The organism is Streptomyces polyasparticus (assembly GCF_014493765.1).
In the GTDB taxonomy this organism is placed as follows: Bacteria; Actinomycetota; Actinomycetes; order Streptomycetales; family Streptomycetaceae; genus Streptomyces; species Streptomyces polyasparticus.
The window spans coordinates 31,360-49,193 of record NZ_JACTVJ010000036.1 but is presented as its reverse complement, the minus strand read 5'-3'; the positions used below and the strand labels follow the sequence as shown (position 1 = coordinate 49,193).

25 protein-coding genes are annotated in these 17,834 nt (G+C 70.6%); 5 read left to right on the top strand and 20 right to left on the bottom strand.

The window, feature by feature from the left end:
- Positions 1 to 72: 72 nt before the first annotated feature.
- From H9Y04_RS42735 to H9Y04_RS42725, 3 genes are all read left to right on the top strand, one after another.
- Positions 73 to 1,422, top strand: coding sequence for a tetratricopeptide repeat protein (locus tag H9Y04_RS42735; RefSeq protein WP_187819666.1), 1,350 nt, complete (start codon positions 73 to 75; stop codon positions 1,420 to 1,422).
- Positions 1,419 to 3,041, top strand: a complete 1,623-nt coding sequence (locus tag H9Y04_RS42730; protein ID WP_187819665.1) for a nickel transporter — start codon at positions 1,419 to 1,421, stop codon at positions 3,039 to 3,041. Before H9Y04_RS42735 ends, H9Y04_RS42730 begins: the two co-directional genes overlap by 4 nt.
- 225 nt (positions 3,042 to 3,266) lie before the next feature.
- Positions 3,267 to 3,605 (top strand): hypothetical protein, encoded by a 339-nt coding sequence (locus H9Y04_RS42725; RefSeq protein WP_187819664.1) that lies wholly within the window; start codon positions 3,267 to 3,269, stop codon positions 3,603 to 3,605.
- Here H9Y04_RS42725 and H9Y04_RS42720 read toward each other — a convergent pair.
- The 3 genes from H9Y04_RS42720 to H9Y04_RS42710 are packed head-to-tail and all read right to left on the bottom strand — an operon-like array spanning position 3,600 to position 4,870.
- Complete coding sequence (locus tag H9Y04_RS42720) at positions 3,600 to 3,851, bottom strand: hypothetical protein (protein WP_187819663.1); 252 nt, start codon at positions 3,849 to 3,851, stop codon at positions 3,600 to 3,602. The genes H9Y04_RS42725 and H9Y04_RS42720 overlap by 6 nt on opposite strands.
- 11 nt (positions 3,852 to 3,862) lie before the next feature.
- Positions 3,863 to 4,330 carry a hypothetical protein gene (locus H9Y04_RS42715; protein WP_187819662.1) on the bottom strand — a complete coding sequence of 156 codons (468 nt, stop codon included), beginning with the start codon at positions 4,328 to 4,330 and terminating at the stop codon, positions 3,863 to 3,865.
- A gap of 9 nt (positions 4,331 to 4,339) precedes the next feature.
- The gene (locus H9Y04_RS42710; RefSeq protein WP_308802011.1) at positions 4,340 to 4,870 is read right to left on the bottom strand and encodes a hypothetical protein; all 531 of its coding nucleotides are present in this window, start codon (positions 4,868 to 4,870) and stop codon (positions 4,340 to 4,342) included.
- Between the two features lie 158 nt (positions 4,871 to 5,028).
- Between H9Y04_RS42710 and H9Y04_RS42705 the strand changes: the two genes are divergently transcribed.
- Positions 5,029 to 5,235: a DUF8825 domain-containing protein gene (locus H9Y04_RS42705; RefSeq protein WP_308802009.1), complete on the top strand. Its 207-nt coding sequence runs from the start codon at positions 5,029 to 5,031 to the stop codon at positions 5,233 to 5,235.
- A gap of 231 nt (positions 5,236 to 5,466) precedes the next feature.
- Complete coding sequence (locus H9Y04_RS42700) at positions 5,467 to 6,087, top strand: hypothetical protein (protein WP_187819660.1); 621 nt, start codon at positions 5,467 to 5,469, stop codon at positions 6,085 to 6,087.
- A 67-nt stretch (positions 6,088 to 6,154) separates the two neighbouring features.
- On the opposite strand, the gene H9Y04_RS42695 is transcribed toward H9Y04_RS42700, so the two are convergent.
- The 17 genes from H9Y04_RS42695 to H9Y04_RS42615 form a co-directional block, all read right to left on the bottom strand.
- The gene (locus H9Y04_RS42695; RefSeq protein ID WP_187819659.1) at positions 6,155 to 7,168 is read right to left on the bottom strand and encodes an MSCRAMM family protein; all 1,014 of its coding nucleotides are present in this window, start codon (positions 7,166 to 7,168) and stop codon (positions 6,155 to 6,157) included.
- A gap of 59 nt (positions 7,169 to 7,227) precedes the next feature.
- A complete protein-coding gene (locus H9Y04_RS42690) occupies positions 7,228 to 7,722 on the bottom strand; it encodes a hypothetical protein (RefSeq protein ID WP_187819658.1) in 495 nt (164 codons plus the stop codon).
- Positions 7,723 to 7,747: 25 nt separating this feature from the next.
- On the bottom strand, positions 7,748 to 8,224 hold the full coding sequence (locus H9Y04_RS42685; protein ID WP_187819657.1) for a hypothetical protein: 477 nt from the start codon (positions 8,222 to 8,224) through the stop codon (positions 7,748 to 7,750).
- 44 nt (positions 8,225 to 8,268) lie between these two features.
- Positions 8,269 to 9,462 (bottom strand): ATP-grasp domain-containing protein, encoded by a 1,194-nt coding sequence (locus H9Y04_RS42680; protein WP_187819694.1) that lies wholly within the window; start codon positions 9,460 to 9,462, stop codon positions 8,269 to 8,271.
- Between the two features lie 93 nt (positions 9,463 to 9,555).
- On the bottom strand, positions 9,556 to 9,894 hold the full coding sequence (locus tag H9Y04_RS42675) for a hypothetical protein (protein ID WP_236072134.1): 339 nt from the start codon (positions 9,892 to 9,894) through the stop codon (positions 9,556 to 9,558).
- Positions 9,895 to 9,926: 32 nt separating this feature from the next.
- Positions 9,927 to 11,168 (bottom strand): MFS transporter, encoded by a 1,242-nt coding sequence (locus H9Y04_RS42670; protein WP_187819656.1) that lies wholly within the window; start codon positions 11,166 to 11,168, stop codon positions 9,927 to 9,929.
- On the bottom strand, positions 11,165 to 11,680 hold the full coding sequence (locus H9Y04_RS42665) for a hypothetical protein (RefSeq protein ID WP_187819655.1): 516 nt from the start codon (positions 11,678 to 11,680) through the stop codon (positions 11,165 to 11,167). Before H9Y04_RS42665 ends, H9Y04_RS42670 begins: the two co-directional genes overlap by 4 nt.
- Positions 11,677 to 12,570 carry a winged helix-turn-helix transcriptional regulator gene (locus tag H9Y04_RS42660; RefSeq protein ID WP_187819654.1) on the bottom strand — a complete coding sequence of 298 codons (894 nt, stop codon included), beginning with the start codon at positions 12,568 to 12,570 and terminating at the stop codon, positions 11,677 to 11,679. Before H9Y04_RS42660 ends, H9Y04_RS42665 begins: the two co-directional genes overlap by 4 nt.
- A gap of 29 nt (positions 12,571 to 12,599) precedes the next feature.
- Positions 12,600 to 13,022, bottom strand: coding sequence for a hypothetical protein (locus tag H9Y04_RS42655; protein WP_187819653.1), 423 nt, complete (start codon positions 13,020 to 13,022; stop codon positions 12,600 to 12,602).
- An 11-nt stretch (positions 13,023 to 13,033) separates the two neighbouring features.
- Complete coding sequence (locus H9Y04_RS42650) at positions 13,034 to 13,237, bottom strand: hypothetical protein (protein ID WP_187819652.1); 204 nt, start codon at positions 13,235 to 13,237, stop codon at positions 13,034 to 13,036.
- Complete coding sequence (locus H9Y04_RS42645; RefSeq protein WP_187819651.1) at positions 13,234 to 13,692, bottom strand: hypothetical protein; 459 nt, start codon at positions 13,690 to 13,692, stop codon at positions 13,234 to 13,236. The genes H9Y04_RS42650 and H9Y04_RS42645 overlap by 4 nt, the downstream gene beginning before the upstream one ends.
- A 236-nt stretch (positions 13,693 to 13,928) precedes the next feature.
- Positions 13,929 to 14,642 (bottom strand): hypothetical protein, encoded by a 714-nt coding sequence (locus tag H9Y04_RS42640; protein ID WP_236072133.1) that lies wholly within the window; start codon positions 14,640 to 14,642, stop codon positions 13,929 to 13,931.
- A gap of 55 nt (positions 14,643 to 14,697) precedes the next feature.
- Positions 14,698 to 15,351: a hypothetical protein gene (locus H9Y04_RS42635; protein WP_187819650.1), complete on the bottom strand. Its 654-nt coding sequence runs from the start codon at positions 15,349 to 15,351 to the stop codon at positions 14,698 to 14,700.
- Positions 15,352 to 15,375: 24 nt separating this feature from the next.
- On the bottom strand, positions 15,376 to 15,837 hold the full coding sequence (locus H9Y04_RS42630) for a GNAT family N-acetyltransferase (RefSeq protein ID WP_187819649.1): 462 nt from the start codon (positions 15,835 to 15,837) through the stop codon (positions 15,376 to 15,378).
- 29 nt (positions 15,838 to 15,866) lie between these two features.
- Positions 15,867 to 16,586 (bottom strand): DUF3631 domain-containing protein, encoded by a 720-nt coding sequence (locus H9Y04_RS42625; RefSeq protein ID WP_187819648.1) that lies wholly within the window; start codon positions 16,584 to 16,586, stop codon positions 15,867 to 15,869.
- Positions 16,583 to 17,071, bottom strand: coding sequence for a hypothetical protein (locus H9Y04_RS42620; RefSeq protein ID WP_187819647.1), 489 nt, complete (start codon positions 17,069 to 17,071; stop codon positions 16,583 to 16,585). The genes H9Y04_RS42625 and H9Y04_RS42620 overlap by 4 nt, the downstream gene beginning before the upstream one ends.
- Entirely contained in the window at positions 17,068 to 17,823 is a 756-nt protein-coding gene (locus H9Y04_RS42615; protein ID WP_438818221.1) for a DUF4913 domain-containing protein, read from the bottom strand. Before H9Y04_RS42615 ends, H9Y04_RS42620 begins: the two co-directional genes overlap by 4 nt.
- Positions 17,824 to 17,834 lie beyond the last annotated feature (11 nt).

Sequence of the window (17,834 nt, the reverse complement as noted above, 5' to 3'; positions counted from 1 at the left end):
CGCTCTTCGGGCGGGCAGATCTGTGGATCTGCCCGCCCGGGTGCCGGCCCGCAACCCTCTTCTCGGAGGCCCGTGTTGAACCGACCCAGCCTTGTGCGCCGTCCCCGTGCGGGCGTCCGCCTCCGCAATGCGGCGGCGGTCCTCGCTCTGGCTGCCGCTCTGTTCACAGCCGGAGCTGTGGTGCTGGATCCGCTCGGCGCCCCTGGCCTGCCGGACGACTTCGCTGCGCCTTCGCGCACGGAGGGCCCTGGCGGTTCCGGTTCCCTCGAAGCCCTGCGTGAACGGGCACGTGAACTCCCACGTGACCCCTCGGCCTGGGCCCGTCTGGGCATGGCCCACGTGGAGCGGGCCCGTGTCTCCGCGGATCCCGCGAACTACGCCGCTGCGGAAGACGCGCTGCGCAAGTCGTTGGCCCTGCAGCCGCACGGCAACTACACGGCCGAGACCGGCATGGGCGCCCTGGCCGCGGCGCGTCATGACTTTCCCCGGGCGCTGACCTGGGCCCGCGCAGCGGTCACCAGCAACGCATACAGCGCTCCCGCGCACGGGGTGCTCGCTGATGCCTACACACAACTGGGCCGATACGAGGAGGCGTTCGCCGCCGTCCAGCGCATGAGCGACCTGCGCCCGGACGCCTCGTCCTTGGCCAGGGCCTCCTACGCGTGGGAACTGCGCGGCGATGCACCCCGGGCCCGTGCACTGATGAACCGGTCATTGCGCGAGGGCGCCGGTGACGCGGAGACGGTTTTCGCACGGACGCATCTCGCCTCGCTGGCACAGGACTCGGGCGACCATCGCCGTGCGCTGCGTGAAGCCGAGGAAGGACTGCGCGTTGCGCCCCGCGACCCGGGTCTACTGGAGGCCCGCGCCCGAGCGCGAGCCGCACTCGGCGACACCGATGGCGCGGTCGCCGACTACACCGCGGCCATCGCGATCGTCCCGCTGCCGCACTTCCTCATCGGCCTCGGTGAACTCCAGGAGGCGCTCGGACACCGGGAGCAGGCGCAAACACAGTACGCGTTGCTGCGAGCTCAGCAACGCCTCCTACGTGCCGGCGGCTCCCCACCCGACGTGGACGACATCCTGTTCGAGGCCGACCACGGGCGGCCCGCCCGAGCCGTCGCCCAATGCCGCACGACGCTCACGTCCCGGCCCTTCCTCGCTGTCCACGACGCTTGCGCCTGGGCCCTGCACCAGGCGGGCAAGGACAGCGAAGCGTTGCACCACGCAGATGAAGCACTCGCCCTCGGTACACGCAGTGCCCTCTTCCACTATCACCGAGCGATGATCCACCGCTCGCTGGGCAACCTACCCGGCGCCCGCGCGGACCTCAGGCGAGCTCTTGGGATCGACGCCCGGTTCCATCCGTTGCACGGGCCCGCGGCCCGCACCGCACTCAGCCGAATCGACAGCAACCGATGAACCTGACGCTCCGCCGTACTCTGCCCGTCGGAACCCTGGCGTTCCTTGCGCTGTCCCTGCCCGGCGCACCTGCCGCCGAGGCCCACCCACTGGGAAACTTCACGGTCAACCACCACACCGGTCTGACCCTGCGCCCCGACCGTATCGACGCCGTCATCATCACCGACCACGCCGAAATCGCCGCCGCCCAGGAGCAGACCCTGGTGGACACCGATCACGACGGCGACGTCACGACAGGCGAACGCAGAGCCCACGCCCGCGCCGCATGCGCGGTGCTCGCCACTCAACTGCGCGTGGACCGGGGAGGGGTTCCCGTCACCTGGCGGACCACCGCCACCCGATTCCAGTACCTGCCCGGCGAAGCCGGACTGCCCACCAGCAGGCTGACCTGCACCCTCACCAGCCCCGCACGGCTGAATGAGCCCGCGCAGATGAACGTCCGCACCACATACGACACACGACGTCTCGGCTGGCATGAACTCACAGCCCGCGGACTGGGGATCTCGCTCTCCCGGTCCGACGTACCCGCCGCCTCGCCCACGGACGAACTGCGCAGCTACCCACAAGACCCGTTGGCCACCCCACTGGACCAGCGCACCGCAACCCTCCACACCCAACCGGGCCCGAGCACCACACCAGGGCAAGCCTCTGCTCCGGCCCCCGGAACGGGCTGGTTCAGCCCTCTCCTGGACGAAATCTCCAGCACCTTCAACTCCGCAGTCGGAAGCCGCGAACTCACCTTCTCCGTCGGACTCCTGGCACTGCTCCTTTCCCTCGTCCTCGGCGCCTCCCACGCCCTCATGCCCGGTCACGGCAAGACCATCATGGCCGCCTACCTCGCAGGACGAAGGGGAACTCCCCGGGACGCCCTCACGGTTGGCGCCACTGTCACCATCACTCACACGGCAGGCGTCCTGCTCCTCGGATTGGCTCTTCCCCTGGCCACGACGCTCGCCGGTGAAACCGTGCTCGCCTGGCTCGGCCTTGCCAGCGGCCTGCTCGTCACGGGCATCGGCGTGTGGCTCCTACACTCCGCGGTCCTGCGGCGCCCCACACACCAGCACCACCACCATCACGGCCACTCGCACGATGGCCCGGGCCACACCCACCACGGACACGCCCATAGCCACCATCCGATCTCCGCAACTCCCGACACCACGATCCCGCAAAGCCGTCAACCAGCCTCGCGCACCCGCCAAAAGCGAAGCATCGCCGTACTACCACCGGCACTCGCCCCGTCCCCGTTTCCGTCTCCCCGACCGAGCCCACCCCGCCAACCGCACAGGCACCGTGCGGGGACCATCGGAGTGGGCATCGCCGGCGGCCTGGTCCCCAGCCCCTCGGCCCTGGTCGTCCTCCTCGGAGCCGTGGCGCTGGGCAGAACCGCCTTCGGCGTACTCCTGGTGATCGGATACGGACTCGGCATGGCCGCCACACTCACCGCGGCCGGCCTCCTCCTCGTACGCCTCCGCGACCGCATCAAAGCGCACACCCGCACCACGAAGCCCCGCTGGGCCGGTTGGCACACACTCGCCCGACTTGGCCCCCTTGCAACCTCAACCCTCGTACTCATCGTCGGGCTGGGCCTGATCGCCAGGGCCTCGTTCGGCCCTTGGTGACGCCGAGCTGAGCCTGATCGCAAGCGAGCCCCGGTACGAGCAGGGCCGGATAGGCCCCTCTGGACGCCAATGGATTGGCCTTCCGCTGACATCCAATCCAGTCGCCCCAGGTCAGCGCCGCGCACGCGACTAAGTTCATTGTCAAAGGACAACTGCCACCCTCGCGCGCCCATCGGCCTCGGCGCGGGCTACTCGGCGAGACGGGCCCGCTACTCTCTGGCTGTTATGCAGATCCCGGAACCTGCCGGACCGCCGTATATCGATCCGGACCGCGAGGACCCGAGCCGCCCCGTCTGCGGGATCTGCCCAGCCACCCGGTACCCACGCGCACAGTTCCTGGTCTACAACAGGCCGTCCTGGGAGTGCCCGTTCCATCCGGAGAACGGGCACCGCTACACCCACGACGAGACCGTGCCCGCCTGCGTCCACCCGGACAAGATCGGCCTGGAGCCCGACAGGATCGCCCCGCCGCCGAAGGCGCCACCAGACCAGGCCAAGGCACCGGCCGGCCGCCGAGGCTGGAGCTTTCCCTGGAGCGCCTCGCGGCGGCGACCTTCCTCATGACGCCCCGGTCCGCCAGGAGGCACCGAGGTCCGCGAGCCGTCCTCGAAGCGCCCCGCGCTGCGCCTCCAGATCCTGCGAGGCCGGAGAGAGCAGATAGACGTTGTCCCGGTAGAGGCGGAACCCGAGGCTCTCCCACCCCTGGGCGATCTTGGCGTTCACGCGGTCCCACTCGGCCTGGTCCGTCAGCCGTCGACTGCTGAGGTCGGTAACGCCGGGCGAGCAGGCAACTGCCCGGCAGCCGGGCATGAGCCGATGGATCACCTCGCTGCCGAGTAGGCGGCGAGTCCGTGTCCACGCCACGCAGGGTCCAGCGTGACCCGGTCCATGACGAGCAGCGCGGAGCCGACGTACTCCAGCAGCTCACTGACCTCGCTGGTGAACGAGCCCGTCTCGGGATCGAGGAGGACCTGGGCGGTCTCGTACAGCTCCTCCGACTCCTCCTCCATGGCCCAGTAGGCGTTCCGACCTCGGTCGAGGTGGATCCGGTAGAACGTCATCGACCCCACGGCGGCGTCCTCGACCGTGCACGAGGAGCACTCCGCGGTGGTGCAACTGCTCGTGGTCGTTGGCTCCTGGTCTGCGTCGTGCACACGCCGGCGGTGGAGGACGGCCACGTTCCATCGCTCCAGCGTGTCCGCCTGGGGGGTGTCCCAGAGGTCGTCGTCATAGGTGATGCGCAGGTGCAGGTCTGAGGGATCGCCTGGAAGCTGGGACCGCGTGCTCACCTGGTCAACCTAGACGTTGAGGTCCTGCACGATGGCTTCCAGGACGGCAACCGAACCCTCGATCGACGCGGGCATGACGACGCCGACCACCGTCCGGTGCGCAGCGCCGCCCGTCAGCAGCGACGGCTCGGCCTTCTTGGTCACAATCCGCAGGAACCGGTGTCCGGGAGACCCCTCGATCCGATAGCCGGGCTGTAGCCGGGCGAGCCACTCGTGGTCTACGGCCACCGCGCCGCCGAGCAACGCGCCGATCCGCAGACCGCGGGTCACCCAGGCCGACCAGGTGATCTCGCTCCAGTCCGCGCCGTCGGCTGCCGCCGGGATGACATCGGAGAGGTCGGGGTGCTGTTCGGAAACCCAGCGTGAGGGCTGCGCCTTGCGGAGGACCCACTGCCCGTCCCGGGCAACCTCGCCGGGGTCGAGCCCCGGGGTGAGGCGCATGTCCAGGGCGACGTGGCCGTCGGTGATCCGGTCGCCGTGGACCCAGACCTTGTCCTTGTTGACGACCCAGTCGCAGAGCCGCTCCATTGACGCTGTCACTCGTTGTGCTCCCAGGAGAGATCGTTGCCCCTCCACAGTAAGCCGCTGCCCAGAGCACCCGACCGGCATGCGCCACGCCCGGCGTCCGAGGACTTGGCTCGAAATCGAACAGGGTTTCTAATAGTGGAATGACTCGGCATCCCTTCCCCTCAGACCTCGTGGAAACGCAGACCGCCTGGTACGTCACGTACAGACGGCTGGCGAATGAAGACAACGGCGGGGCGGCCGAACAGCGTCGCCGCCTGCTGCAGCTTTCGCAACGGATCGCTGGTCACGTCTTCTGGCGAAGCGCGGCAGGCACGCCCGCAGCCCGCGTTGCGCTCAAGGAGCTTGCCCGCGCCGAGGCCACAGGAGAGCAGCCGTGAGCCGTCACGCCTCGGCCGGCCCTCCATCCGGAAGGCCATCGAGATCCGGCCATCTCCTTGGATCGCCGAGGTGTGGCCGCATGGAGCCTGGATAGGCTCCGGCCAGATTCCTCGCAGGTTTCACCCCCCGTAGCCCGCGAGGATCGCCGGGCCCCCGTTCTGTCAGGTCAGGGCGGGGGTCGTGCCGGTGATCTTTAGGAGGCAAACGTGCCGGTGGACTTGGCTACATGCGTGCGCGAGCACACGGAGCGGTACGCAGGCGGCCACGGCGGCGAGCACCCGCTGACCGAGTGCATGCCCTGGGCCGAGGCGATTGTGTCCTGGCTGGAGGCGCTACCGGAGGTAGACCCGCACGATCCGCCCCCGATGTGGCACGGCCCGAACCGATTCGGCCCGAGGGTGAACAACCCCGATGACCTCACCCTCGCCATCGCCGAGGCGATCCGCCTGGCGACGGCCGTGTGGCGCGTCCCCATCGGCGACCTCGGCCTTCAGAGCGTCCAGAACGTGCTCCGCGACTGGCTCCGCTGGGACGTCGTCCCGGGCACTGAACAGTGGCCGGCGCCGGACGGCACCCCGTACATCGCGCAGTGGGAGGCGCTGTTCACGGCCGACGCCGAGCGGGCCAAGGAAGTAGCCTCCGGCGCGTACTGGGCGATCGAGGCGCTGGAGGGGCCCTGGCGCGACATCCAGATGTCGGCGGCCTGGTTCCACCGACTGCACACCTACAAGATCGTCTACGCACGACTCGCGGACGTGGCGCCACTACTCGGGCTCACCATGCCGATCCAGGTACGCGAACCCACCGACTACCTCAACGTGCCAGACCTGATTGTCGAACCGGCCGCCTAGCCGGCACCGCATGCGCGCGAAGGCCCCCGGAATCGGATTCCGGGGGCCTTCGCGGTGTTGTGGGTGGTTAGTTCTCGTCGGTGGCGTCGTTGCCCGTACGGCGTCGGCGGGCTACGGCCAGGGCCCCTCCGCCGGCGGCGATCAGGAGGCCAGCACCGCCGAGCAGCCATGGAGTGGCATCGGCGCCGGTGTGGGCGAGCGAACCCTCGGGGGCGGGCGCCGCAGTGCTCGACGCGGTCTCGTCAGAGGTGGGGGTGGCCGAGTCGGACGGGGCCGGAGTGTCCTCGTCCTTGCCGGGGTTGCCCGGGGAGGGCTTGTCGCTCGGCTTCTCGGTGGGCTTGTCGGTCGGCTTCTCCGTCGGCGGCGGGGTGGTCGCCGTCTTGGCGTTGGTCGTGGTGACCGTCACCGGATCGCCCGGCTTGGCCTTGAACTCCTTCGAGGGCTTGTAAAGGTCGTAGCCGGCAGGTGCCTTCACCTGCCTGACCCAGAAGTCGGTGCCCGTACGGGAGTTAACGGGCAGCTTGCCGGTGGCCGTGCCGTCGGAGCCGGTGGTCAGGGTTAGGAGGGTCTTGTCGCCGCTGCCGATGTTGACGGTGGATCCGGCCAGCAGCTTGCCGGTCTTGTCGTCCTTGGCCTTCAGCAGGACCGAGGCGTCCTTGAACGGGTCGACGATCGTGAGCGGCGTGTCCGTGCCAGGCGTGACGATGACGTCCTGGTCGTCGACCGTGTCGTGCAGGTTGCTACCGCTGGAGACCTCCTTGAGGCGGTAGACGCCCGGTGCGAGGCCCTTGAAGGCGAGCTTGCCCTGGGCGTCGGTCTTGCCGTTGGCGGCTTCCTTGCCCGCGGAGTCGAAGAGGGCGAAGGCCGCGCCGGCGAGCACGTCGCCGCCGGGATCCTTCTTCAGGATGACCACACCGCCGGTCTCCGGCTCGGTCGCGTTACGCGGAGTCGAGGACGTGGATGCGGACGGGGTGGGACCGGTGCTCTGAGCCGAGGCGGTCGGCGCCCAGGACAGGGAACCGGTCACCGTGGCAGCAACGGCAACAGCGGCCGGGAGGGTGCGAGCGGAACGGATGCGCAAGAAGAAACTCTCCAAGGGATACGGGCGGTAATGGGCAAGGCGGGCAAGCGGGTCGTTGTTCAACGGGTGCGGCCCGGCGCCGGGCGTGGGGGTGCAGCGGGCGGTCCAGTTGCCGATCGGGATGGTGCGGTGATCGCGTAGCGACGGGCGGCGGCTCGGACGAGTTGCTGTTGCTGCTCGAAGGGCAGCTGGGCGATGCCGGCCAGCCCCTGGGCGATGGCCAGGCCGAAGGGCGATCCGGCGTCCAGGCCGGCGGTCTGGACGATCTGCGCGGCGGCTTCGGCTTCGACGAGGACGCCGTAGGTGCTGGGGACGCCGAGCATGTGCTCCGCATGGTCGCGGGCGCCGTCGAGGATCTCGGTGAGCGGGACGTCGTCGTTGAGGCAGTCCTCGACGATGTCGAGGAGGGTCAGCGTCGCGCTGCGCAGCCGGTCGCGGAAGTCCGGGTCGGTGATCCAGAACCCGTTCGGGCCCGACGGCGGAGATGGGTCGGGGACCGTGGTCGTCGGCGGCGGTGGTCGATGGTGGGAGGGGAACCAGCGAGGCGGGGACATGCGGAACTCCGTGACGAGGTGGGGGTCAGCGGCTACGGAGCGAGGCCCCGGTGGTGGCTGCGGGCTGGGCGACAGGGCGGACTGCCGGACGGGGCGCGGTAGATGCCGGGATCCAGAGGTGGGCGTACTGCTCGATCGCGGTGCGCAGCCCGGTGCCGTCCGCGCCGTGCCACGGCGGCTGGCTGCCGTGGGCGTGCCAGTCGCGGATGACGGCGTAGCCGTCGCGGCCGGGCACGAGGTCGCGGGCCCGGTCGCGGCGCTCGAAGGTGCCGTGGTCGGCGAAGCGGAGGATCGCGGTGTCGAGCACGCCCTGGTCGGGGTGGACGACGCGCAGGCGCAGTCCGTCGTACTCGCCGTGGCGGATGGTCGGGGCGAAGTCGATCCGCAGCCGCAGGGGCGAGGTCGGCTGCGGGGCGGCGTACAGGGCCTCGCCGACGACGGCGTACTGGTGGAAAGGCAGTTCGAGGACATCATCGAAGAACTGCTGGGCGTGCAGGGCCAAAGAGCTTCTCTCGGACGAAGGGCGTCTGGTCAGTCAGCGGCGGTCTAGACGGGGGTGACCTGGACGGCGAGGTGCCGGTACGCCTCGGTGGAGCGGGCCTGCGCAACCTTGGCGCTGGGTCCGGTGGTGATCAGGTAGCCGATGCGGGCGCTGAACATGTCACCGTCCGGCGGCAGCACGAGCCGGTCGCCGGCGTCGCGGTGGAAGGTGACGCGCTCGAGCCAGTCGGCGTGGTCAGTGAACTCGGCGTCCAGGCGGCGCTCGGTGAGGGTGCCCGAGTACGCCGGGTAGATCAGCCGGATCGCCGCCGCCCGACTGCGTGTTGGGGTGAGGTCGGGCAACACTCCACAGGCAATATCGGCGGCGGCGCGAGCCAGGTCGACGCCGGTCGCGAGGTGGACGAGGTGTCCGATCATGTCGCCGGCGATGCGTGCGTTGACCTCGATTAGGCGCGGGCGGCCATCCACGATGCGGATCTCGACGTGGCTGACGCCGTCGGTGACGCCGACGGCGTCGAGGGCCGCTACGGCGACCGGCGCCACGGTCGCGAGCAGCGGGTCGTTCGCGTCGACCACGTGCGCCAGTTCCTCGAAGAAGGGCGGCATCCCGACGGTCTTGCGGGTGACGGCGACCACGGTGGTCTGCCCCTGGAAGGTGACGCACTCGACGCTCACCTCGTCCCCGTCGAGGTACTCCTCGACCAGGACCTGGGTGCTCTCCACGCCGTGGCCGGCGGTCTGCGCGGCGAAGGCGTACGCGGAGGAGAGTTCGCTGGCGGTGTCGACTCGGATGACGCCCATGCTCGCGGCGTGCGCGGCGGGTTTGAGGACGACGGGATAGCCGATCAGTGCTGCGGCGTCGGCCGCCTCCCGCTCGGTGCGCACGCTCACGGAGATGGCGGAGGGCACCCCGTGGCGGGCGAACAGCGTGCGGCAGGTGTGCTTGTTGCGGCAGCCCTGGAGGGCTTCTGGACTCGTCGTGGGCAAGCCGAGCTGCCGGGCGAGACGGGCGACGGGCACGAGGTACCACTCGGTCCACGTCAGCACACCGGCCAGCTCGTACCGCTCGGCGAGCGCGTGCCCGGCCGCGGCCAGTGCCGCTTGGTCGGTGGGGTCGGCGACGGCGTAGTCGACGACGAACTCTTTCTCCCAGGTCGGCTCGGCACCGGAGATCAGGACGACGTCGTAGTGGGCACGGACGTTTTCAAGGCAATACGCCCGATACGCGCGCGCCTCCATGTCGGCGGCTGCGACGACCAGGACGACGGGACGAGAGGACAACAAGGCTCCAAACGGTGACAGGACAATAGGAGTTGAGACAGGCGGCGCGGGTCAGGGGGTGCGGCGGCGGCGCAGCTCGAAGGCGGACGCCCAGTGGGGGTGGTCTGCGATCAGCTTTCGCGCGTACAGGGCGGTGAAGTTGTTGTTCAGGCCGCGCACGCCTGGGGGCAGCTGCCAGCGCAGGTCCTCGAACAGCGCCTTCAGCCCGACCCGGGTGGCTCCGGCGGCGAGCCGGTCGGCGGTGCGGCGTTCCAACGTGCGGTAGACGTACGGGTGCTCGGCGTCGAAGGCCAGGAACCGGTCCATCAGGGTGGGCCGCGATCCTGCGCGCAACGACGGTCGGGATATCGGCAGAAGCATCTGGTCGGCCGGGGCGTGGGACGTGGGCATGGCGGGGCTCCGTGAGGTGTGCAGGGAGGCGGTCAGGCGAAGGAGGTACGCAGGGCGGGTGTGGCGCGCAGCCGGGCGAAGGCGGTGAACAGGCCCGCGGCCTGGAGTACGGCGCAGAGCGTGATGACGTGGCCGAGCTGGGCGGGCGGCACGGCGGCGACGAGGACGCCGGCCAGTGGGAAGGGCAGCAACAGCAGCAAGATCGTCAGGGAGAGGGTGGCGCCGAACACGTCCGCGGGGATGAGGCGGGAGCGCAGGGTGCGCAGCACGACGGTCATGCCGCCCTCGCCGGCCATGAGGACGGCGATCAAGGCGAGATAGGCGTGGTAGGTGTCGGCGAAGGAGACGGCCAGGCACGCAGTGGCGGCGATCGTGGCGGAGACGACGCCGACCGGCCACAGGCCGAGACGGTCAATCGCTCGACGGCACAGGGCGACCGCGCCGAGGGTGGCGACCGCGGCCACCGACCAGATGAATCCGACGTCGGCCGTGGAGTATCCGAGCTGCTTGACGATGATCACCGGGGCGGCGGCCTGCAGTAGGCCGATGGCCAGGTTGGACACGGTCAGTCCGGCTACGAGCCAGCCGAGCGCCGGCAGGGCCCGCAGGGTCGACCATCCGGTGCTCAGCCCCTTGCCGACCGGCTGCGCCACGGCGGGCTGCGGTCGACGGTTCTGGCGCGGTGCGAGGACGCTGGTGAGCAGGGAGAAGACGGCGATCACCGTCAGCATGCCGGTCGCGCCGGTCCACTGGAGCAGGAGGCCGGCCAGCGCCGGGCCGGCCAGGGTGGCGACCTGGTCGATGCCGAGGAGCACCGACTGGACCCGGTGGGCGCGGGCGCCGGCCTCGCGGCTGGCGACGCCGCCCGCGGTCTCGGCCGCGATGTACGAGCACTCGGTGAGGATGCCGGTGGACGCGGCGAGCACCATGACGGTGACGGTCGCCCCGAGGCCCGCCTCCTGACGGGGCAGGAGGACTGCGGCGGCTAGGACGACCAGGGCGCGGGCCACGGAGGCGTAGCGGAGCACCGCGGTGGTGCCATGGCGGTCGACCAGGGCACCGGCGAACGCGAACGCACCCAGCCTTGGAATCCATTCCAGCGCGAAGGCGAGGCCGGTCAGGGCTGCGGAGTTGGTGGTGGCCAGCACCAGCAGCGGGATGCCGTAGGTGGCCATGGCGAACGCGGCGGCGTCCGTGCTGCGCGGCAGGTAGATGCCGCGCAGCACGGTGGGGACCGGGCGGCGGGCATGCCGCGGTCCGACACGGGATCTCACGCAGCGCGCCCCGCTTCCGCCGGCTGCTGCACGCAGCGGGCGTCGGCGTGTTGCAGGACGCGGGGGTACGCCTGCAGAAACTCGGCCAGGACCTGGTGCGGTGCCGACGTCTCCAGGCTCGAGCCAATCGCCTGCGGGCCGCGACTGGACAACTGGAGGGTGTGCTGGACGCGGGTGACGAAGTCGCTGCTGGTGTCGGGGAACTGACGGGCACGCGCCCAGCGGGCCGCGGCGTCGTACACCTCGGCCAGGGCCTCGCCACTCACGGTGAGCCGGTAGCGGTCGGGGGCCTGCTCGTCAGCGTGGACGAAGTCCAGGTCGCGGGCGACATCGATGGCATAGCGCAGCTGCCCGGCGGTGAGGTCACCGAAGGCGCCCTGCAGGCTGCCCTTCTGGTGGCTGATGGGGCCGTTGTCGTCAATCTCGGTGACCAGACGGATCAGGGCCGGCAGGGTCAGCGTCCGGATTACGCGCCGTTCGTGCAGGAGGGCCTGGGGCAGGGAGGGGGTCATCGGCGCGGGCCTCCTGCCGCGGAGATCGGGCGGGCGGGTATCTGGTGGGAGAAGAGGTCGCCGGACTTCCAGGCCGGACCGTCCGGGGCCGTGGTGGTCAGTGCGGGACGCGGCGCCGGTGCAGCCGGAACCGCAGGCGCAGGAAGGCGAGTCGGGGTGGTGGCCCACGGGCCGGAACGGTTCTGCGACGGGGCGGCGCCCGGCCCCGGAGTCCGACGGGAATCGGCCTCGGGGGCAGGGGCGGTGGCCCAGGCGGAGATCGCCTCGAAGACGGGGGCGAGCGCCCGGCCGCTCGCGGTCAGCTGGTAGCCGCCGGTTCCGCCGGCGGTGACGAGGCCGTCGGCGACCAGGCGTTCCAGCGGCTTGTAGACGGCGGTCAGCCCGTAGCCGGGCATGGCCTCGGCCGCCAGCGTCTTAGCGGTCGCCGTTCCCCGGGTCTGCAGGGCGAACAGGATCGGGGGGGCGTGCCGCGGCGCGAGCAGCGCCACGGCGTCGTCGATGTTCTGGGCCGGCGCGATCCGCTCGGGCTCCATCGCTCCGGTGTGCTTGTTGGCGACCAGCTCCTTCTCCAGATACGTGTCGCCCCAGGAGGCGATCACCGACAGGACAGGCAGCAGCGCCGAGCCGCGGCTGGTGAGGCCGTAGGTGACGTGGCGCGGGGCGTACTCCGTGCGCTCGATGACGCCGGCGTTGGTGAGGTGACGCAGCCGGGGGTGGAGCTGGCCGTCCGCCAGCCACGGCAGCCTCGGCTTGAACTCGGCGTAGCGCAGCGGCTTCGAGGAGACGGTCATCAACACCCACACGCTCCAGCGCGGAGCGAGCAGGTCCAGGGTCTTGGTGACGCCCAAGAGATCGTTCGGTGTGGCGTGCGACGGCGCGGTGGTGGCCAAGAAGGGGCTCCTCAAGCGGTACAGGTGGATCAGCGGGTGCGGGAGGTGGTCGCCGTCGGTGTGGCCGGTAGCGGCGCGGCTGGCGGGTGGGTGTCCGGGGCGGACACCCGGCGCAGGCCGCCCAGGACCGCGCTGGTGCTCTTGGCGTAGGCGTCGCGGGTGGCGACGGACTCGGCGATGCGTCGGGCGCAGTCGAGGATGTGACCGGCGGCGAAGGGGCCGATCTCCCGGTCAGGGGCGGTGAGTTCACGCAGTCGCTGAAGTTGGAAGGCGATGTTGCGTTCGGCGAGGGCCAAGTCGCTGTGGGTGCCGGTCAGGGCGGCGAGCAGCGTGGTCTCGGAACTCGCTTCGGCGATGGCTTCGAGCTCAGCGAGCGGCTGTCCGTACAGCGCCTCGATGCGCTGGGCGACGAGCTGGGAAACGGCGTGGGGCGGGGTGTCGGGCTGGGGCAATCGGTGGGCTTTCAGGGATGTCGGGTCCGCATCGCCGCGGCGCGGGATGCTGCCGGGGTGGTGGGAGCGGTGGCGGCGATCTTGGGGCTCAACCCGGCGCGTGCAGGTGCTACTTGGTTCGGCGCCGGCATGGTGCGCAGCAGCTCGGACACTTCGGTGCCGAATGCTTGCTGCAGTGCCGCATCGCGGCTGCTGGACTTGTCGATGACGCTCACCGCGTCACCCCGCGCACCGCGGTGTTTTGCGCACTGGGCAGCGTGGGCGGGGTGGTGGGCAGGGCTGGAGCGCGACGGGTGGCCGGGGCTGCACCTCGCCATACCCCGGGTCCTCGCTTGCCGGGAGCGTTGGGGTCGAGGAGGTACTTCACGACCATGGCGCGGCCGTCGCGGGAGGCGACAGCGGCGTTGACCTGGTGGGCCAACTCCATGACGGGGTCGTCGAGTACGTCGCCCGGCTGCGTGCCCAGCGCCTCGACGAGCGCGTCCTCGGCGGTGTCGAGCGCCTGCTGCGTTTCGACCAGCAGGCCGTACCAGTGCACGACGGTGGTGGCCTCGGGATTGGCTTGCGGTGCCGCCTCAACCGCTCGGCGCAGGTCGGCGAGCGGCATCTGGAATCGGCCTTCGATTCGCTCGGTGATGACGCCCATCACGTCTTCGCTGTCATCGAGCACGAAGTAGCTCCCTTCTGTTCGGGAATGCCGGTAGGGGATAAGGAATTGGCGTTGCGGCGTGGAGAGGGAATGCGGAAGTAGCCCCAGGCGAATGCCGTGCGGGCTGAGAACAAGAGTCCGGAGAATCCCCGGTTTCGGTAACCGGGGATTGCGTGCTATGTTCCGCACCGCGTCCGGCCCGGCAGAAGGAAATCCGCCCTGGGTGGCATTCCAAATACCGTTGGATGAGCGGGAGTTCAGCGGCTCGGGCCGCGCGGAGGCGCGAGTCGCACCGGCAGGCCCGGGACGGCGGTGGCCCGCGTCGCCGGCGAGGCCGTCGGCAGCTGCGGCTTGTCGCCGTTCCAGTGCGCTTCCCACCACTGGGTGGCGGCCTCGTAGGTCGGGAAGCCGCCCTCGCGCAGGGTGTGCGTCCATGCGGTCGTGTCGACCTCTTCGAGGAGCACGCGGAAGGGCAGCGTCGCCTTCTCATCGACGGCACGCAGCATCACGGTGGTCTGTACCGGGTCGTCGTCCTTGGTGTAGCTGGTGAGCAGAGCGAAGTGATCGCCGTCGCTGCGCAACCGCTTCTCCAAGGCGCTGGTGGCCTCGTTCGCGGGGGCGGTGCCCATGCCGTCGGGCAGGAGGATCTCCTCCTCGGGGCAGCCGCGGGCGATCAGCCAGGACTGGGCCATGGCCGGCAGCGGCAGTTCCGCATGGTCGAACTGGTAGGTGCCAGCGGCATGATTGCGTTTGAGGTGCAGGGCGACGAGCTGCGGCTCCCCGGGGATGCCCCAGGTGACGGCGCGGTTGTGCATCACAAAGAAGCTGTGCTTGGCGTCGGCGCTGTGGTGCTCGGCAAGAACGGTCATCGAGTCCTGCTCGATGCCGATGTGGCCCCAGAACTGCTCGGCGACGTGGTCGTTGACGGCTTCGTATCCGCCGAGGCGGAAATCGGGTTCGTATGTGGGCATCGGTGCTTTCGGTGGTGGCGCCTGCGGCTCCCTGCGCGTGGCATGGATGCGCTGTTCAGCGGCGGCTGCGGGAGACGGCGGGGAAGCCCGGCGGGACAGGCGCGGGCGTGGTGCCGGGCGGGCCGGAGCGGCGGGGTTCGGTCAGCGCGGCGCGGCCGATATCGGTGAGGGCGACGGGCTGACCGGCCTGCACGGGATGCGCCCTATCGCGCTCCACCAGGCCCATCGCCTCCAGGCGCTGGAGCTGGGCGTAGGAGATCCGGGTGCGCGTGGGGGTCGCCACGGCGAGACGGTGGGTGACGAGATGCTCGTGCAGCTTGGCGCCCTGGGCGATGGCGAGCAGGGCCGCGACGTCCGTCGTCGCGAGCTGCGGTGGCGCCTGCCGGGGAGCGGCGGACTCGATCGACTCCAGCGCCGCGGCTGCGGCGGCCTGCTTCGCATCGCGTGCATCGGCGGCCCTCGCCAGGTGATCGAGGGTGCGCTGAATCGAGGCGAACAGCGCCTGGTCAGCGGGTAGTTCACTGGATGCGAGGCGGGCAAGACGGGCACGATAGAAGGTGACGTCCCGCTCAGCCCTGGCCAGTTCGCGGTGCGCGTCGGCCAGGGCGGCGTGCGGGGCGTCGAGGAGTCCGCCGTCGCGGTGCCGGCGCAGCTCCTCGACGTCGTATCCGACGGCGGCCTCGATCCGCTGGTCGAGGGCGGTGGGCACCAACCCGTCGCGTGGGGGGGCGGGTCATGACGGTGTGATTTCTGGGTCCGGGGCGAGCGCATCCAGGGCAACGCGGACCTCGACGTACGGGCCGTCACGGGTGTGCGACGTCGGGCCGAGCCGATCGAGGAGGCGGAGCATGGGCGCGTTGGACGCCTGGGTGAACGCGGAGAGGGTGTGGGCCCCGCGCGCGCGGGCGAGGCGGGCGACTTGGCGGGCCAGAGCCGTGCCAATGCCCTGCCGGTGGCGGTGGTCGACGACCTGCAGGCCGAGGTCGACGACCCCCGGCTCCAGGGTGACGGACCCGGCGCAGACTAGGGCCAGGGGCCGCTCGTCTGCGCCGAGCCCTATCCAGCAGTCCGCGTGGGTAAGGAGCCGGGACAGGTCGCGGGGTGTGATGCGGGTGCGGCCCCAGCGGCGCAGCAGGTTCTGCTCGGAGCACTGGGCATGGAGGGCGGCGACCAGGCCCCAGTCCGCTTCCCTCACCCGCCGGGTGTGCGCGAGAGCCGGGTGCCTCAGCAGGAGCAGGTCGGGCGGGCCGCCAGCAGATCGGCGCGCCGGTAGGCCCGGTAGCGACTGCCGTCGGCCGCTCGCGGCTTGCAGGGCTGGACTCCGTAACCGCGCAGGAGCAGCCCCAGCCGCAACGGGGTGAGGTCGGCGTAGCTCCAGCGCCCGTCGGCCTGGCCGGGCAGATCGCGCAGGCGCTTGACCAGCTCTGCGGTGCTCACGTACTCCGGGGCGCCCTCGTCGTCGAAGACGGTGAGGCAGGCGTGGACGATCGTCTGCGGGCGGCGGGGGCAGGACAGGAACTCTTCGCATGTGCCCACGTGGAGGTCGTCGAAGTTGTCCAGATCGTCCGGCTCGTCGAAGTCGTACAACTCGCTGAAGCCGTCGAAGTCCGGGTCGAAGTAGGGCTCTTCGTCGTCGAGCGGTTCGCAGTCGGTCGAGGGCTCGGCCTCGTAGGCGGCGGCGCAGCAGCAGGAGGTGGCCAGGAGGGCGCTCAGCTCGGCACCGGCTGTCATCCGTTCGACCAGCAGGTCGGTCAGGGCGTTCAGCTGCTCAGTGGGGCTGACACTGGGCAGTTCGGCTTCCGCTAGCTCGGCGAGCTGGCGGTCGAGTTCCTGGATCTCGACGAAGGTGTCGAGGATGGCGCGGTGGTGCGGGTTCTCGGTGACCTGGGCCGGCGCCAGTACGGCGGCGGCGACCTGGTCGATCAGGGTGGGGAACTGCGTCAACGAACGGGGCCCTTCAGGGTCGGGGGCTGTGCGGGTTGGGGAAGGCCGGGCATCGCGTAGGGCGGTGGTCCCGGTTTGGGGACGGGCTGGCGCGTGCCCAGCTGCGGCGAGCGGGTGCGGGCCGCGTGGGTGCGCTCGCCCAGCGGGCGCCGGCGGATGCCGAGGCGGGCGCGGGCGGTGTCGTACACGTCGTGCGCTTCTCGCGGGCGTATGGCCACGACGTGGATCTCGGTGGTGTGCGTGGAGTTGGCGGGCGCCGGCCGCTGGGCGTAGACGATGCGCCACTGCGCCCGGTGATCGAAGTAGACCTTGCGGCATCCGGCGAGGTCGCGGGTGAGTTTGGCGCCGTGCAGGCGGGCGTTGACGATGTCCTGGAGCTGGGCGAGTGCCAGGTCGCGTATGTCGCCGGGGGCTTGCAGGAGGTCGGTCAGGGCGCGGGGGTCGAAGGACAGGGCGTACGCCGGCCGGTCCTCACGGCCGGTCATCCGCTTGCCTGGCCCGGCTCGCCGCTCTCCTCGTGGTCCCCGCTCTCTTCGTGGTCCCCGCGCTCCTCGGGCTCGTCGGGCTCGTCGGGCTCGTCGATCGCGGAAGTGGTTCGGTTTGAGGGGCGGGGACCGGGCAGTAGACGGTGCGCGGGCCGGTCCGGGTCGGTCATGCACGCGGACAGCGGGCCGCCAGCGGCGCGGACGGTGGCCATGGCGTGGGTGAGGAAGTCGCGGTGCCACACGAACAGTCCGGACAGTCCGGCTTCGGCGTCCTTGTGCTGCTGGTAGGCCAGCCACAGGGCGTGGAGCCAGGCGACGACGTCGGCGTGTTCCTGCCAGTGCTCGCACCACGGTGCGGCGGTCGTGACCTCCGCACCGTAGACACGGAGCAGGAAGTCGTCAACCCAGTCACTAAGTGCGTCGAGTTCGTCCTCGTACTCCTCGTCCTCCAGCTCGAGGATCGGGCGCGGCTCGGGCGGCATCGGGGCGGGCGGCAGACCTGCGAACCCCGGCAGCCCATAGGCGGCGAAGGGCGAGTCCGGTGTCGGTGGCGCGGCCGAGAGGTCGTCGAGCTGGCGCTCGTGCTGCGCGGCCATGTTCATCAGCTTGGCCATGTCCGCTTGCATGCTCGCCAGATGAGAGTCCGGCACCCGGACCGGCTCCATCTCTCCGCTCTCCGAGCGGAGAGGGTCTTCGGGTGTCCGGACCGGATCCGTCTCCGCGTCCTCCGGGGGGTTTATGGATTCAGTCACGAAAAGGGGCC